This window comes from Streptomyces lydicus (genome assembly GCF_001729485.1).
Taxonomy (GTDB): Bacteria; Actinomycetota; Actinomycetes; order Streptomycetales; family Streptomycetaceae; genus Streptomyces; species Streptomyces lydicus_D.
On sequence record NZ_CP017157.1, the window covers coordinates 5,874,172 to 5,889,332 of the forward strand.

Annotated in this window: 13 protein-coding genes; 2 read left to right on the forward strand and 11 right to left on the reverse strand. The window is 72.9% G+C overall.

Features of this window, described 5'->3' with window-relative positions:
- Positions 1-6: 6 nt before the first annotated feature.
- The gene (locus SL103_RS25560) at positions 7-1,332 is read right to left on the reverse strand and encodes a streptophobe family protein (RefSeq protein ID WP_069571281.1); all 1,326 of its coding nucleotides are present in this window, start codon (positions 1,330-1,332) and stop codon (positions 7-9) included.
- A gap of 204 nt (positions 1,333-1,536) precedes the next feature.
- On the opposite strand from SL103_RS25560, the gene SL103_RS25565 reads away from it, so the two are divergent.
- Complete coding sequence (locus SL103_RS25565) at positions 1,537-2,928, forward strand: DUF6777 domain-containing protein (protein ID WP_164492893.1); 1,392 nt, start codon at positions 1,537-1,539, stop codon at positions 2,926-2,928.
- Between the two features lie 231 nt (positions 2,929-3,159).
- Positions 3,160-4,338 carry a L,D-transpeptidase gene (locus tag SL103_RS25570; RefSeq protein ID WP_244304039.1) on the forward strand — a complete coding sequence of 393 codons (1,179 nt, stop codon included), beginning with the start codon at positions 3,160-3,162 and terminating at the stop codon, positions 4,336-4,338.
- Between the two features lie 18 nt (positions 4,339-4,356).
- Here SL103_RS25570 and SL103_RS25575 read toward each other — a convergent pair whose 3' ends face one another.
- From SL103_RS25575 to SL103_RS25620, 10 genes are all read right to left on the reverse strand, one after another.
- Complete coding sequence (locus tag SL103_RS25575) at positions 4,357-4,782, reverse strand: hypothetical protein (RefSeq protein ID WP_069571283.1); 426 nt, start codon at positions 4,780-4,782, stop codon at positions 4,357-4,359.
- Positions 4,779-5,201 (reverse strand): cupredoxin domain-containing protein, encoded by a 423-nt coding sequence (locus tag SL103_RS25580; RefSeq protein ID WP_069571284.1) that lies wholly within the window; start codon positions 5,199-5,201, stop codon positions 4,779-4,781. Before SL103_RS25580 ends, SL103_RS25575 begins: the two co-directional genes overlap by 4 nt.
- A 121-nt stretch (positions 5,202-5,322) precedes the next feature.
- Positions 5,323-6,381 carry an aldo/keto reductase gene (locus tag SL103_RS25585; RefSeq protein WP_069571285.1) on the reverse strand — a complete coding sequence of 353 codons (1,059 nt, stop codon included), beginning with the start codon at positions 6,379-6,381 and terminating at the stop codon, positions 5,323-5,325.
- Between the two features lie 149 nt (positions 6,382-6,530).
- Complete coding sequence (locus tag SL103_RS25590) at positions 6,531-8,588, reverse strand: phosphocholine-specific phospholipase C (RefSeq protein WP_069571286.1); 2,058 nt, start codon at positions 8,586-8,588, stop codon at positions 6,531-6,533.
- Positions 8,589-8,974: 386 nt separating this feature from the next.
- Positions 8,975-9,520 (reverse strand): ATP-binding protein, encoded by a 546-nt coding sequence (locus tag SL103_RS25595; RefSeq protein WP_069571287.1) that lies wholly within the window; start codon positions 9,518-9,520, stop codon positions 8,975-8,977.
- 175 nt (positions 9,521-9,695) lie between these two features.
- The gene (locus tag SL103_RS25600) at positions 9,696-11,807 is read right to left on the reverse strand and encodes a xanthine dehydrogenase family protein molybdopterin-binding subunit (RefSeq protein WP_069571288.1); all 2,112 of its coding nucleotides are present in this window, start codon (positions 11,805-11,807) and stop codon (positions 9,696-9,698) included.
- A 26-nt stretch (positions 11,808-11,833) separates the two neighbouring features.
- Positions 11,834-12,859: an FAD binding domain-containing protein gene (locus SL103_RS25605; RefSeq protein ID WP_069571289.1), complete on the reverse strand. Its 1,026-nt coding sequence runs from the start codon at positions 12,857-12,859 to the stop codon at positions 11,834-11,836.
- A complete protein-coding gene (locus tag SL103_RS25610) occupies positions 12,856-13,437 on the reverse strand; it encodes a 2Fe-2S iron-sulfur cluster-binding protein (protein ID WP_069571290.1) in 582 nt (193 codons plus the stop codon). Before SL103_RS25610 ends, SL103_RS25605 begins: the two co-directional genes overlap by 4 nt.
- Positions 13,438-13,535: 98 nt before the next feature.
- On the reverse strand, positions 13,536-13,922 hold the full coding sequence (locus SL103_RS25615; RefSeq protein WP_069571291.1) for a hypothetical protein: 387 nt from the start codon (positions 13,920-13,922) through the stop codon (positions 13,536-13,538).
- A 219-nt stretch (positions 13,923-14,141) separates the two neighbouring features.
- Complete coding sequence (locus tag SL103_RS25620; protein WP_079146295.1) at positions 14,142-14,870, reverse strand: isochorismatase family protein; 729 nt, start codon at positions 14,868-14,870, stop codon at positions 14,142-14,144.
- Positions 14,871-15,161: the final 291 nt, after the last annotated feature.

Below are 15,161 nucleotides of genomic sequence, written 5' to 3' on the forward strand. Positions count from 1 at the left end.
CGGCGGTCAGGCCGGTGGGCGCCCGGTCTCCGGCCCGGGTACCTCGCCGCGGTGCCGTACGCCCCGGGCCAGCAGGCTGCCGAGGAAGCCGGTGGCCAGTCCCCAGACCAGGCCCACGCCCACCAGCCGGAGGAGCTGCGGTTCCACGGTGACCTCACCGCCCAGGTTGCCGCCGAGGTCACCGACGCCGATCAGGGAGAGGCCGTAGTGGGCGGCGATGCGGGTGAGCAGGCCGACGACGAACAGGGTGAGCGCCAGCGCGACGGCCATCTCGACGGCGTGCCGCCAGGCGGGGAGCCGGGCCGGTGAGCGGACCGCGGCGAGGAAGGCGGCGGTGAGCAGGACGACGGCGGCCAGCGCCACCAGCAGCCAGGCCCGGCCGTCGTGTTCGGCGAGCGAGCGGACGTCGACGGTCTGCTGTCCGCGGCCGCGCAGCACCTGGTCCAGGAGGTGCGGCACGGGCAGCCCGATGGCCTTGTCGACGTGTCCCACCCAGCCGCCGCCGGCGCCGATGCCCAGCGCCATCCAGGCCAGGTTCGGCAGTCCGAGGAAGACCACCGCGAGGACGTCCGCCGGGTGGCCCTCCTTGAACAGCTCGACGACCGCGACGACCAGGCCGACCACCACGTAGACCAGCAGCGTCAGCACCATCGCGAAGGCGGGCGGGCGTACCGAGTCCTGGAAGTGCAGCAGCCGGGGCGAGAGCGGGGCCCGGCGCGAGACGACGAAGGTCAGCACGAGCAGCGCCAGGATCCACAGCAGGCCGACGCCGAGGGTGGCCGGGACGTCGGCGTGGAAGCCGACGGTGGGGGTGCTGCCGAGTTCGGCGCCGATCTGGTCGGCGAGGTCGTTGCCCACCGAGATCTTGAAGTCGTGCCGGGCGGCGGGCGTGAGGAGCAGCAGGAGGATCAGCCAGCACACCGCCGTACGGGCGATCCGGCCGAGCAGTTCGCCGGTGCCGGCCACCGCGCGGTGGCGCAGCGGCAGCAGGAAGAGGGCGGCGGTCACCAGCGCTCCGGCCAGGGTGACCGAGAGCGGTACGACGTCCAGGGTGGCGTCGGCCTGGCCGATGATCCCGGCATCGCCGGCCAGGGTGACCGAGCCGCCGGCGGCGGTCAGCACGGTGGCCGCGACCACGGAGGGGAACGCCCCGCCGGGCAGGTCGGCGGCGCCGGCCGCCCACAGCCCGAGCGCGGCGGTCACGAGCATGGTGACGATGCCCGCCACCGCCGTGCCGAGGGCCTCCGCCCAGGCGCGGACGGCGGACGGTACGCCTCGGGCGCGTACCGGGCCGGGGGGACCGGCGGGGGCGGGGCCTCGCAGGTGGCTCACGCTGTCTCCCGGAAGGTCGGTTGCCTGGGGCCGGTCCACGAAGTCCCGTTCACGGCATGTCATGCCTGCCTCCCCCACCGTAAGCACGGCAGGTGGCGACCGCTTGCGGAGAGCCCCCTCTCCGGGCACACAATTAGTCAAACAGGGATGAATGTGGGCATACCGCTCTGCGCGGAAAGCCCACCCGCGCCGGAAGAGGGACCCGTGACATCTCCACCGCCGCCGGACAGCCACCCGACCGGGCCACCGACCGGCCCGCTCTCCGGACCGCCCGGCGCCCCCTCCGGCGCCCCCTCCGGTCGCCCCTCGCACGATCCGACACAGGTGGGCGAGCCGTGGAAGCCCCAGCGTCAGCCCTCCCGCCCCGGCCCGCCGCCCGGCGGGCCCGGCGGACCCCACGGCGGGGGCGGCGGGGGTGGCGGAGCCGGCGGCGGGGCGCCCTGGTGGCGGTCCGCGCCGCGGGTCGCGATCATCGCGGCGCTCGTGGTCGCGGCCGTGATCGCGGCCGTCGTCCTCACCCGACCGGGCGGTGGCGGCCAGACCGAGGTGTTCGCCGAACCGGCCGCCGCCATCGGCCAGAACCCGGTCACCCGGTCGTCGGCGAACGAATCCACTCCCTCCCCGTCCGCCACACCGGTGAAGTCCAGCGGATCGAACACCGAGATCTCCGGCGCCACCGCGGGTCTGTACGGCGGCACCCAGCACAACGCGGCCTGCGACGTCGAGAAGCAGATCAAGTACCTGCAGAGCGCCCCGGACCGGAACCATGCGTTCGCCGGTGTCGTGGGCGTCTCCCCGGGCGGAGTCCCGGCCTATCTGCGGTCGTTGACGCCCGTACAGCTCGGTTACGACACCCGGGTCACCAACCACGGCTTCAAGGACGGCAAGGCGTACGAATTCCAGTCGGTGCTCCAGGCCGGCACCGCGGTCATGGTGGACCCCTACGGCGTGCCGCGGGTCCGCTGCAAGTGCGGTAATCCGCTGACGAAGCCGAAGCAGGTCCAGGACGCGAAGGTGGTCGGCGACAAGTGGGCCGGCTTCAAGCCGAACAACGCCGTCGTCGTCGAACCGGCGCCGACCAAGGTCAAGGAGTTCACGCTGCGCAACCCGAAGACGGGCGAGTGGTTCAAGCGGCCCGAGGGCGCCAACGGCCCCGCCGCGGACCGCCCGACCGCCCCGCCGGCCAAGACCCCCAGCGGCCCGGCGTCCTCCGAGCCACCGCCCTACGGGTCGACGCCGCCCGGCGCCAGCTCCCCCGGCACCTCGGGCACCACGCCGCCGGGGACCAGCAGCTCGGGTACGTCGGGTGGGCCCACTTCCCCCGGATCGCCGACCGGTACGGGCGGACCGAGCACCACCGGCGGCTCCACCACCAGTGGGCCCACCGGCTCCACCGGGGGCAGTCCGCCCAGCGGGACCGAGACGGGCGGTGGCTCCACCACCGGCGGTGGCTCCACCACGGGCGGCTCGTCCACCGGCGGCAACAGCACGACGGGTGGCTCCTCGACGGGCGGTTCCAGCACCGGTGGTTCGTCCAACGGCGGGTCGCCCGGCAGCGGCCCTGCCTCGGGAGGAGTCACACCACCGGCGCAGTGACCGCCGGGTCGGACCGGTGAGTCCGGACCCGTGAATATCGGCAGGGGCACCCGCTGCGGCGGGTGCCCCTGCCGATATCGAACTGTGTCCTGAATATCCGGTGCGCCGGACAACCTCCACAACGAACAGACCCTCTGCATATGCGGCGGGTGCATTGGCAGCCCTTGGGGGATTCGTACCTCACGGAGCCCGGGCCCGCCACTGCCACCCGTTCTGCTTTGGAGGGATCCCGTGCACGCCGCACTCCGCCGCCACCCCGCCCGGTTCATACCCGTTCTGACCGCGGCGGCCGGTCTGCTGACCGCGTGCGGAGGGGGTGCCGATGCGTCGAAGGCCGACACCCCGGCCGCCAAGGTGACCGTCACCCCGGCCGCCGGCAGCAAGTCGGCCAAGCTCGGCTCGCCGATATCCATACGGGCGGCCGGCGGCAAGCTCACCTCGGTCGAGGTGAAGGACGACAAGGGCGGCACGGTCGACGGGCGGCTGGCCGGTGACGGCACCTCATGGACGTCGGACGGCAAGGTCAAGCCGCAGACCACCTACACCGTGAAGACCCGGGCGAAGTCGACCGAGGGCAAGGAGTCCGCCGCCACCTCCGTGTTCACCACGGAGCAGGCCGACAAGGTCAACAAGCTCACCAACACGCCGGGCGGCGGGCAGCACGTCGGCACCGGCATGCCGGTCTCGATCCTCTTCGACAACCCGGTGGCCAAGGACCGGCGCGCCGAGATCGAGAAGGCGCTGAAGGTCACCTCCCAGCCGAAGGTCGAGGGCGCCTGGGGCTGGGTCAAGGACTGGTCCGGCAAGGACCGGATCGACTGGCGTCCCAAGGACTACTGGCCGGCCGGCACCAAGGTCTCCGTGAAGGGCGCCCTGTCCGGCATCAACTCCGGCGCCCAGGGCGGCTGGTTCGCCCGGGACTACAACTTCGGCTTCAGCGTCGGCGCCGACCACAAGGCCGTCATCGACGTCCCCTCGCACACCCTGACCATGTACGAGAACGGCAAGAACGTCGGCAGCATCACCGGCTCCGCGGGCTCCCCGCAGGACCCGACCCGCGGCGGGGTGCACACCGTCCGCAGCAAGAACGCGGCGGAGACGATGGACTCCGCCACCATCGGCCACGGCGACGAGTGGATGCTGGACTCCAAGTGGGTCACCCACCTCACCGCGTCCGGGACGTTCCTGCACTCCGCCCCCTGGAACAAGTCGATCGGCGTGGTCAACAACAGCCACGGCTGCTTCGGCATGACCACCGCGGACGCCAAGAAGGTCTACGACTTCCTCACGGTCGGCTCCACGGTCGAGGTGAAGGGCACCAGCAACCCCAACAAGACCGACGTCGGCAACGGCCTGGAGGTCTGGCAGGAGTCCTGGTCGCAGTGGCAGCAGCGCAGCGCGCTCAAGTAGGCAGCCTCACCTCCCTGCTCACCTGCGGTGCCGTCGCGGGTTCCGCTCGCGGGTGAGCAGCAGGTAGCCGGTGGCGAGCACGGCGACCGCCTGGGCGACCAGGGTCAGCTGCTTGTCGCCGGTCAGGAACGGTTCGTACATGTCGGGCAGCGGCCCCAGCGGGCCGACGTCGACGTAGGTGTAGAGCAGCAGCAACGCGAGTCCGCCGGCCGCCACCAGGAATCCGAAGGCGTCGGCGGCCGGCCTGCGCACGAGGAGCACCAGCAGGGCGGCGAGGGCGGCCAGCGCGGCCTCGACGCGGAAGAGCGTGCCCTGGCTGATCGTCGCGGTGATCGCGTCGTACTGCCCGGCGAGCCGGGCGTGGACGTAGGCGTCCAGCGCCAGGCCGGCCGCCGCCAGCAGCCTGGCGACGCCGTCCGCCGTCGACCCGGTCCCGCTCCTCATGGGCGGACGGTGAGCACGGCCTTCATGTACGGGTGGATGCTGCAGAAGTACGGGTAGGCGCCGGGCTTGGCGGGAGCGGTGAAGGTGGCCCTGGCGCCGGGCTTGATGCTGCCGGTGGCGAACACCCGGCCGCCGGTGGCGGTCACGTTGTGCGTGACGGAGTCCTGGTTGACCACAGTGACCGCGGCGCCGGGCCGTACGACCAGGGCGGCGGGCTTGAAGGCGTAGTCCTTGATGGTGATCCGCCCGGCCGCGGGCGGGGTGGCACTGGGGCCGGACGCGCTGGGGCTGCCCGCGTGCGTGGGGGGCCGGGAGGTGGTGGGGGCGGTGCCGCCCCCGCCGCCCGAGCAGCCACCGGTGGCGGTGGCGAAAAGGGCGACCGTGGCCACGGCGAGCGCCGTCCTGACGAAGTTCCTCATGGTGCGTCGCTCTCCTTCGCTCCGGCCCCGCGGCCGGCCTCCTGACCTCACTAGAGCGCAGACGCCGCCGCCCGGCCATCGGGGCGGCGGCGTTCGGCGTAGCGGGGGCGGCGGTGGCCGGTCAGCGGACCTCGTGCGCCGTGCGGCGGTAGGTCGAGCGGCGGTCCTCGATGTCGGCCCAGCGGTCGCCGTAGATGTTCTCGGTGATGGCCGGCTCGCGCACGAAGTCGTGCGGGAAGCCCAGCTCCACCGCGCTCGCCCGGTCCAGCCGGGCCAGCGCGTCGGCGTCCAGCTCGACGTCGACGGCGGCGAGGTTGTCGGCGAGCTGGCTCTCCTTCGTCGCGCCGATGATCGGGACGATGTTGCCGGGCCGGCTGCGCAGCCAGGCCAGGGCCACCTGCGCCGGGCTCCAGCCGCCCTGCTCGGCGACCTCCAGCACCGCGGTGACGGTCTCCTCCTCGTTCTGGTTGCGCGCGCCGGCCGGGGTGACGAGGTCCAGCCGGCCGGTCCCACCGCGCCGGTACTTGCCGGTCAGCTTGCCGGCCGCGAGCGGCGCCCAGGCCAGCACGGCCAGGTCGAAGGCGCGGGCCTGCGGCAGCAGCTCCCGCTCGGGCGTCCGCTCCAGCAGGTTGTAGCGCAGCTGCGAGCCGGCGAACGCGGTCCAGCCGCGCAGCTCGGCGAGGGTGTTGGCCTGCGCGATCTCCCAGGCCGGCCAGTCGGAGACCCCCACGTACTGGACCTTTCCCGCCCGCACCACGTCATCGAGCGCCCGCATCACCTCCTCGACGGGGGTGAAGTTGTCCCGGGCGTGCACCCACAGCACGTCGAGGTGGTCGGTGCGCAGCCGGGCCAGGCTCTCCTCCACCGAACGGACCAGGTTCGTGCGGTGGTTGCCCGCCGCGTTCACCTCTCCCTTGTGGGTGGCGCAGGTGTACTTGCTGGCCAGGACGAAGCTGTCCCTGCGCCCTTCGAGCAGCTCGCCCAGGGTCCGCTCGGCGGTGCCCTCGGTGTAGTTGTTGGCGGTGTCGAGGAAGTTGCCCCCCGCGTCCGCGTAGGCGTCCAGAATCCGGCCACTGGTCTCCTTCGCGGTGCCCCACCCCCACTCCTCGCCGAAGGTCATGGTCCCCAGGCTCAGCTCGCTCACCCGCAGGCCGGTCTTGCCGAACAGTGTGTAGCGCACGGTTTTTCCCTTCGCTCGTCGGTGCCTGCCACGCTAGGAGTTGGAGCGCGCTCCAGCGCAAACGAAACGGCGGTACCTGCCCCGCACCTTCGGTCGGGTGCGGGGCAGGTACCGCCGTCGTGGTGCGGCGCCGGGCGTGCCGGGCCGGTTCAGCCGGTGATGATCGCCGGGTCGCTGACGCCCGGCCGGCCGTTCTCTACGTGGCCGGCGAACCGGCGCAGGAAGGTCTTGTCGGTGTCGGAGGTGACCGACAGGTCGTACCAGCGCTTGCTGGCGCGCAGGTCGAAGGCGTGCTTGACGGTGGCGCCCGCGCGGACCGTGAAGGTCTCGTGCGCCCCGCCGTACGCCTGGGTGACGGTGAGGTGGCAGTCGGTGCCGGTGGGGTTGGTCAGGGTCAGCTCGATGCGGCCGGCGGTCGCGTCGTGGCGGGCCGTCACCTCGGGACCGGCCTTCTTGCCGTCGCCCTTGAAGGTGCGCAGGAAGCCGTTCGGGCCGAAGACCGTCAGGTCGTAGACGCCCTTGGAGTAGGCGGTGTTCCAGGTGTCGGAGAGCGTCTTGCCGGCCCCGGTGGTGTACGTCCAGGGGCCGTCGGTCCGGTTGCCGGCGGTGACGGTGAAGCAGGCGCCGGCCTTGGCCCCGGCGCTGAAGGTGAGCGAGAAGCGGCCGGTGGAGGCAGTCCCCTTGCCGTCGACGAGCGGCGCGTACGGCAGCGGGCGGGACGGGCGGGAGCCCCGCTCCTGCTTGGGCAGCACGGGGTTGGCGGGCGGCTTGGGCACGTAGCTGTCGTGCCGGTCCTTGTCCGGCGGCTGGTAGCCGTCGGTGGCCGGGAGCGCGGCCGGCTTGGTGTTCTCCAGGCCGAAGTCGAACGCGGAGGTCAGATCGCCGCAGATGGCGCGCCGCCACGGCGAGATGTTCGGCTCGTGGACGCCGAAGCGGCGCTCCAGGAACCGGATGATGGAGGTGTGGTCGAAGGTCTCGGAGCAGACGTAGCCGCCGGTGCTCCAGGGCGAGACGACCAGCATCGGCACGCGCTGGCCCAGGCCGTAGGGGCCGGCGGCGTAGGTGGCGTTGCCGGGGAAGTGGTCGAGCGCGGTGTCCACGGTGGACAGGCCCTGGTCGGCGGAGGCCGGCGGGAACGGCGGGACGATGTGGTCGAAGTAGCCGTCGTTCTCGTCGTACGTGATGAACAGGGCGGTCTTGCTCCACACCTCGGGGTTGGCGGTGAGCGCGTCCAGGACCTGGGAGACGTACCAGGCTCCGTAGTTGGCCGGCCAGTTGGGGTGCTCGGAGAAGGCTTCGGGCGCCGCGATCCAGGAGACCTGCGGCAGCTTGCCGGCCTTCACATCGGCCTTGAGCCGGTCGAAGTAGCCGTCGCCCTGCTTGGCGTTGGTGCCGGTGCGGGCCTTGTCGTAGAGCGGGTCACCGGGCTTGGCGTTGCGGTACTGGTCGAAGAAGAGCAGCGAGTTGTCGCCGTAGTTGCCGCGGTAGGCGTCGTCGATCCAGCCCCACTTGCCGTTCGCGTCCAGGCCGTCGCCGATGTCCTGGTAGATCTTCCAGGAGACCCCGGCCTTCTGCAGCCGCTCCGGGTACGTCGTCCAGCTGTAGCCCGCTTCCTCGTTGCCGAGGACCGGGCCGCCGCCCGAGCCGTCGTTGCCGACGTGGCCCGAGAACATGTAGTAGCGGTTGGGGTCGGTGGCGCCGATGATCGAACAGTGGTAGGCGTCACAGATGGTGAAGGCGTCCGCGAGCGCGTAGTGGAACGGGATGTCCTTGCGGGTCAGATAGGCCATCGTCCCGGTGCCCTTGGCCGGGATCCAGTTGTCGTAGTTGCCGTTGTTCCACGCTTTGTGGCCGCCCGCCCAGTCGTGGTTGAGGCCCTCGATGAACTGCATGCCGAGGTCGTCCGCGTCGGGGTGGTAGGGCAGCACGTCCTTGCCGCCGTCGGGCTGGTGCCAGACGGACTTGCCGCTTTCGAGGGTGACCGGGCGCGGGTCACCGAAGCCGCGTACGCCCTTCAGCGAGCCGAAGTAGTGATCGAAGGAACGGTTCTCCTGCATCAGCACGACGACGTGCTCGACGTCGTTGAGCGAGCCGGAGGTCCGCTTGGCGGGGATGGCCGCGGCGCGGGCGATGCTGCTGGACAGCGCCGAGACGCCCGCGGTGGCGCCGGCGATCTGGAGGAAACGCCGCCGGTTGAGTTCAGGCATGAGTCTGGGAACCTCTTCGCATGTGGGGAATTCGCGGTCGGGGACGGGCTTCACGCTCGTGTGAGGAGACAACGGTCAGCAGAGTGTTCCAAGAGGAACGAGTGCCAGGGAAGGGGGGATGTCACACGGATGACCCATCGCGGTACGCATGACGAACTCCCTGGTGGGGAGGTTGCGTGGCACTCCGGCCGGAACATTTCGGGCAACCTGCGCGGGCCGGGTCAAGACGGCGGCCGGTACGTGGCAGCGCCCGGCGCGGTGATCACGGGGCGGGTGCGCGCTCCGGCCCCGTCCGGCCGCGGGCACGGCGAAAGGGCGGGTGTCCGCCCCGCCGTTGCCGGCCGGGGCGGACACCCGCCCTGAGACTTCGCGTTATTGGTGGTGCGTCAGGCGCAGGTCACCACCGGTGAGGCCGCCGCGGCCGGTCCGGCGGCGGCGACCTCGGGCACCGGGACGAGCGGCTCGACGGGGAGGACCGGCGGCACCGCCGGCTGGCCCTTGGCGTCGGGCACGCTGCGCAGCGGCGTGGGGGCGGTCAGCGGGACCTTGCGGGTCGCCTCGACCCGGCGGGTGAACCAGATGACCTTGCCGTCGGGGGTGCCGCAGGTGCCCCAACTGTCGCTCAGCGCCGCCACCCTGGACAGTCCGCCGCCGGCGGCGCTGGAGAGCTTCGGCAGCCGCGGGCCCTCGTCGGCGACGGACGCCGTGAGGTGGCGGCCGGACCAGCGGAGTTCGACGACGCAGGGGGCGTCCGGGCCGATATGGCGATGGACGTTGGTCAGGAGTTCCGCCACTCCCCGGCACACGGGCTCGGTATGGAGCTCAAGGCTCCAATATCGCAGGTGCGCGGCCAGGATCCGCTGGATCTGCGGCACGCGCTCCGCCGAAGCGTGCAGTTCGACCGTGTAGTGCCGGTCGCTGGGAAGTGTCATGTCGTGGCTCCTCACCGCGAGGCTCACGCCCTTCACCTCGTTGGACCAACGAACCCCGAACACGAAGAGTGAGCATTTATCACGTATGGGTCATTTGTCATGGTGACCCGGCGGCGGGGGTTCCGCAACCGATCGTGAGGTGCCGGAGTCCGGGCGCTCGGCCGGTCCTGCCGCCTCACAGGTGCGGCAGGACCTTGTCCGGGGTCAGCGGGAGGTCGCGCAGCCGGGCACCGGTGGCGTGCCACACGGCGTTGCCGATGGCCGCCGCGGTACCGACGATGCCGATCTCGCCGATGCCCTTGCTGCCCATGGGGTTGAGGTGCGGATCCTCCTCGTCGAGCCAGTGCGCCTCGATCCGCAGGACGTCGGCGCAGGCCGGCACGTGGTAGGAGGCCAGATCGCGTTCCGCGAAGTCGCCGAAGGCGGGGTCCAGGCTGCTGCCCTCCATCAGCGCCATGCCCAGCCCCATCGTCATGCCGCCGGTGAACTGGGAGCGCGCCGTACGGGGGTTGAGGATCCGGCCGGCCGCGTAGACGCCCGTCAGCCGGCGCACCCGCACCTCGCCGGTGACGGTGTCGACCTGCACCTCGGCGAAGGTGGCGCCGAAGGAGTGCCGGGAGTAGGGGGACCGCTCGGACGTCTCCTGGCGGGTGTCCGCGGTGACCGTGAAGCCGTCCGACGGGAGCGGCCCCACGTGGTCCCGCAGCCGGGCCCGCAGCGCCGTGCACGCCTTGTGGACCGCCCAGCCCCAGGAGCCCGTGCCCGCCGAACCACCGGCCAGCATCGCCGGCGGCAGATCGCTGCTGCCGATCTCCACGCCGACCCGCTCCTCCGGCACGCCCAGCGCGGCGGCGGCGACCTGCGCGAGCGTGGTGCGGGCGCCGGTGCCGATGTCGGTGGCGTTGATGCGGACGCGGAAGCCGCCGTCCGCGGCGGCGTGCGCCTCGGCTGCGGAGGCGACGATCAGGACGGGATAGGTGGCCGAGGCGACGCCGGTTCCCAGCAGCAGCCGCCCCTCCCGCCGTACGCCCGGGCGCGGGTCCCGCGGCTGCCAGCCGAAGCGCTCGGCGCCCTCCCGCAGACAGCCCACGAGGTGCCGGCTGCTGAAGGCGCGGTCGGAGTCCGGCTCGGTGTCCGGTTCGTTGCGCATCCGCAGCTCGACGGGGTCGAGGTCGAGGGCGACGGCCAGTTCGTCGAGGGCCGACTCCAGGGCGTACATCCCGGGTGCCTCGCCCGGGGCCCGCATCCAGGAGGGCGTCGGCACGTCGAGCGGCGCGACCCGGTGCGTGGTACGGCTGTTGGGCGAGGTGTACATCATGCGCCCGGGCACCGCGGCCTGCTCGACGAACTCGGTGACGGTCGAGGTATGGGTGACGCTCTCGTGGGCGAGGGCGGTGAGGACGCCGTCCCTGCCCGCCCCGAGGCGGACGCGCTGGAGGGTGGGCGCGCGGTGGCCGACGACCGCGGGCATCTCCCGTCGCGGCAGGGCGAGTTTGACCGGCCGGCCGGTGTGCCGCGCGGCCATCGCCGCCAGCACGGCCTGCGGCCGGGTCGTCCCCTTGGATCCGAAGCCGCCGCCGACGTGCTCGGAGACGACGGTGACCTCGCTCTTCTCCAGCTTGAACAGCGCGGCGAGGTCCTCGCACACCTTCGTGGAGCCCTGGCTCGCGTCATGGACGGTGAGGTGGCCGTCGCTCCACCAGGCGGTGGCGGCGTGCGGCTCCATGGGGTGGTTGTGCAGCGGCGGCACGGTGTAGCGGACGTCGACGGTGACCGGGGCGTCGGCGAACGCCGCGTCGAAGTCGCCGCGCTCCCGGGTCGCCGGATAGCCGCCGTTGACCGTCTCCGGCTCGTACAGCCGCGGATGCCCGGTGGTCAGCTCCACGTCGTGCTCCTCCGTCGCGTAGCTGACCCGGACCGTGTCGGCGGCGGCGCGGGCGGCTTCGAGACTGTCGGCGACGGCGAGCGCGACGTACCAGCCGCGGTGCGGCACCCGGTCCTCCTGAAGGACCAGCAGCGTCGGATCGTCGGCGGTCGCGAGGCGGGGCGCGTTCTCGTGCGTCAGCACCGCGCACACGCCCGGCAGGGTGAGCGCCTCCGTGGTGTCCACGGCGGTGACCCGGCCGCGGGCCACGGTGGCCGGCACCGGCCAGGCGTAGGCGCAGTCAGGTGGGGTGTGTTCGGCGGCGTAGCGTGCGGCGCCGGTGACCTTCTCGCGTCCTTCACGGCGGACGAGGGGCGCGCCCAGGGGGTACGGGGGCGGGCCTGCGGGGAAGTGCGGATTCATGGGGCGAGTCCTTCGGGTGGGAGCGGTCAGGCCGGCCGGGCCGGGCCCGGAGCTGCCGGATCCGCGGTCTCGGGATCGGCCAGGTCCGTCAGCACGCCGACGGCGAGATTGCGGGCCAGCGGGACCTTGAAGCCGTTGTCGCGCAGCGGTCGGGCGGCGGCGAGTTCGGCCTCGGCGGCGCGGGCGAAGGTTTCTTCGGTGGCGGGGGCGCCCTGGAGCACCTCCTCGGCCGCGCGGGCGCGCCAGGGCCGGTGCGCGAGCCCGCCGAAGGCCAGCGCGGCCCGCCGTACGACACCGTCCCGTACGTCCAGTACGGCGCCGACGGAGACCAGCGCGAAGGCGTACGAGGCGCGGTCGCGGGCCTTGCGGTAGCGCGAGCGGGTGCCGGTGGCCACCGGCGGGAGCTGGACGGCGGTGAGCAGTTCGCCGGGCCGGATCACGGTGTCCTGCTCCGGGTGGTCGGCCGGCAGCCGGTGGAAGTCGGTGGCCGGCACACTGCGTTCGCCGTCGGGGCCGTGCAGGTGAACGGTGGCGTCCAGGGCCGCCAGCGCGACCGCCATGTCCGACGGCTGGGTGGCGACGCAGTGCTGGGAGTGGCCGAGTACGGCGAGGTCGCGATGGACGCCCTCGCGGGCCGGGCAGCCGGTGCCCGGGAGGCGTTTGTTGCAGGGCTTGGAGGTGTCCTGGAAGTACAGGCAGCGGGTGCGCTGGAGGAGGTTGCCGCCGGTGGTCGCGGTGTTGCGCAGCTGCCCGGAGGCACCGGCCAGCAGCGACTGCGACAGCACGGGATAGCGCTCGCGCACGGGGACGGACGCGGCGAGGTCGCTGTTGCGGACCATCGCGCCGATCCGCACTCCCCCGTCCGGCAGCTCCTCGATGCGGTCCAGCGGCAGCCGTGTGACGTCGATGAGCGTCCGCGGCTCCACGACGCCCAGCTTCATCAGGTCGACGAGGTTGGTGCCCCCGGCCAGGAACCGGGCCCCGGGGTGCTCGCCGGCGGCGCGTACCGCCTCCTCGACGCTGCTCACGCGGAGGTATCCGAACGGTTTCACGAGGACACCCCCTGTCCCGGGCGGCCGGCCGCGGCGGCCGCGGCGACGTCCTCGACCGCTTCGACGATCCGCGGGTAGGCGCCGCAGCGGCAGAGGTTGCCGCTCATCCGCTCGCGGATCTCGTCGGTGCTCAGCTCCACCGGGGCCGTGGGGTCCGCGGTGGCCGGGGTGACGTGGGACGGGAAGCCGTCGGCCACCTCCCGCAGCATCCCGACGGCCGAACAGATCTGGCCCGGGGTGCAGTAGCCGCACTGCAGGGCGTCCCGTTCCAGGAACGCCGCTTGCAGCGGGTGCAGCCGCTCGCCCTCCGCCAGGCCCTCGACGGTGGTGATCTGCCGCTCCTCCTGCGCCACGGCCAGCAGCAGGCAGCTGTTGGCGCGCCGGCCGTCGACGAGCACCGTGCAGGCGCCGCACTGGCCGTGGTCGCAGCCCTTCTTGGCGCCGATCAGACCGAGGTGCTCACGGAGCACGTCCAGCAGGGTGGTCCGGTGGTCCAGGGTCAGCCGCTGCGGTGTGCCGTTGATGTGCAGCACGAGCGCGGAGCGCTGCTCGGCCGCCGGCTGGTTGGTGGGCTCCACTCGCTCATACCTTTCGACGCGGGTCGTGTACCTGCCTGCCTGCCACCCCCACCGCCCACCCGCCGTGCCCACGGGCCCGGGGCCCGTCCGCACACGCTCTAGCGGCCTTCCAGACGCAGTTCGACCTCCTTCTCCTGGTCTCCGGCAGCCATTCCGAGAACGTGCACCGTGAACGCCGGCCCCAGGGCCTTGATCAGCTGGTCGACCGCCCAGTAGCCGCCCTGGAGGCTGACCAGCACCGGTGCGGTCAGCCGCCGGGGCTCGGCCTGCTCCTTGATCTCGCTGACGTCGAAGGTCGAGGTCCACACGGTCGCCCCCGGCCCCGACATCTCCTCGGGCACGTCGTCGGCGGACCGGTCGGAGCTGAAGGAGGTGCGCAGTGCGCTGAAGACGGCGTGCGCGTCCTGCGCGGCACAGCTCTCCAGCTCCACCACCACCTCGGCCGATACGTGTTCCGTGTGCGATGCCTGTTCCGCGCTGTTCACTGTGGGGCCTTCCTCTGGGACCTTCCTCCGGCTGCCGGACGTTTCCAGGCTCGCCCCCCGGCCGGGTGTGTGCGACCCGAGGCTCGAACGAGTGGTGTGAACGGGCGCACCGGCGCACCTCACCACGCGACCATTACGCTGAGTAGTCGAGGTGAGCGCTGCGTCACGCCCTACGTCAACGCGCCGGAGCAGAACCGGACCCGACCGGCGGGACGGGGGTCACCGGCCGCGGCGGGGAGCGGTGAAGGTGACGTCGGCGGCCCGGGGGACGATCTCCGCCTCGTCGCCCAGGGCCCATTCGGCGGCGCGGGAGGACAGGGCGGCCGGCACCCGCTCGCTGATCCCGGCCGCCGCGGGAATGTCGTAGGTGGCATGGGCGTCGTGCGGGAGCACGACACGGAAGTCACGGGCCAGGGCGGTGCGGGCGGTCGCGGCGACGCACATCTCGGAGAGCACCCCGCACAGCGCCAGTGCCCGCACCCCGGCCCCGTCGAGCAGCGCGCCGAGCGGCGTGCCGTCGAAGCCGTCGTCCTCGCTCTTGCGGATCACGGACTCACGGGGGCCCGGTTCGACGGGCAGGTGGAGTGCCCAGCCGGGCGTGCGCGGCTCGTCGACGGTGCCGGGCGCGCCGTCGTTCTGCAGATGGACGACGAGCGCGCCGGCCGCGCGGGCCCGGGCGAGCAGCGCGCGTCCGCGGTCGAGCACCCGGGCCGCGTCGGGCACCGCCTCGTCGCCCGCGACGAAGGCCGTCTGGAGGTCGACGAGGAGCAGCGCCTCGACGGCGGCCGCCGGCTCGGCACCGGTGGCCGGCCCGGCAGCGGTGTGCTCGGCGGCAGCGGCGGTGTCGGGAGCGGGAGCGGCGGCCTCGGGAGCGGCCTCGGGAGCGGTCTCGGGAGCGAGGTCGGCGTCGGGAGCGGCGTCGGTACGGGGCACGGGCGTCACGGTCATGGCGTCCATGGTGCGGGGGCGGACGGGCGGCGCGGGCCGGCCGCGGCGCGATCCGGCCACCGGGGCGCGCGACGCCCTCGCCGGGAAGCGCCGGGCGGCCTTTTCGCGGGCTCCGCGGGCGACACCGTGCCGGTGCGGCACCGACGGCCCGGTGAGGACACGCGCCGCTGAGCCGTCCGGCCGCACATGGTTGCCAGGGGCATCGACCCGGACGGATCATCCGGTAGGGCACGTCGTACGCGCGTACGACGCACCGGATGACCGCACACGGGCGACGCGAGGAGAGCCACC

Excerpts from the sequence above, each read along its gene's own strand:
- SL103_RS25580 (WP_069571284.1), bottom strand. The coding sequence starts at position 5,201 with ATGAGGAACTTCGTCAGGACGGCGCTCGCCGTGGCCACGGTCGCCCTT.
- SL103_RS25575 (WP_069571283.1), bottom strand. The coding sequence starts at position 4,782 with ATGAGGAGCGGGACCGGGTCGACGGCGGACGGCGTCGCCAGGCTGCTG.
- SL103_RS25600 (WP_069571288.1), bottom strand. The coding sequence starts at position 11,807 with ATGAATCCGCACTTCCCCGCAGGCCCGCCCCCGTACCCCCTGGGCGCG.
- SL103_RS25595 (WP_069571287.1), bottom strand. The coding sequence starts at position 9,520 with ATGACACTTCCCAGCGACCGGCACTACACGGTCGAACTGCACGCTTCG.
- SL103_RS25620 (WP_079146295.1), bottom strand. The coding sequence starts at position 14,870 with ATGACCGTGACGCCCGTGCCCCGTACCGACGCCGCTCCCGACGCCGAC.
- SL103_RS25590 (WP_069571286.1), bottom strand. The coding sequence starts at position 8,588 with ATGCCTGAACTCAACCGGCGGCGTTTCCTCCAGATCGCCGGCGCCACC.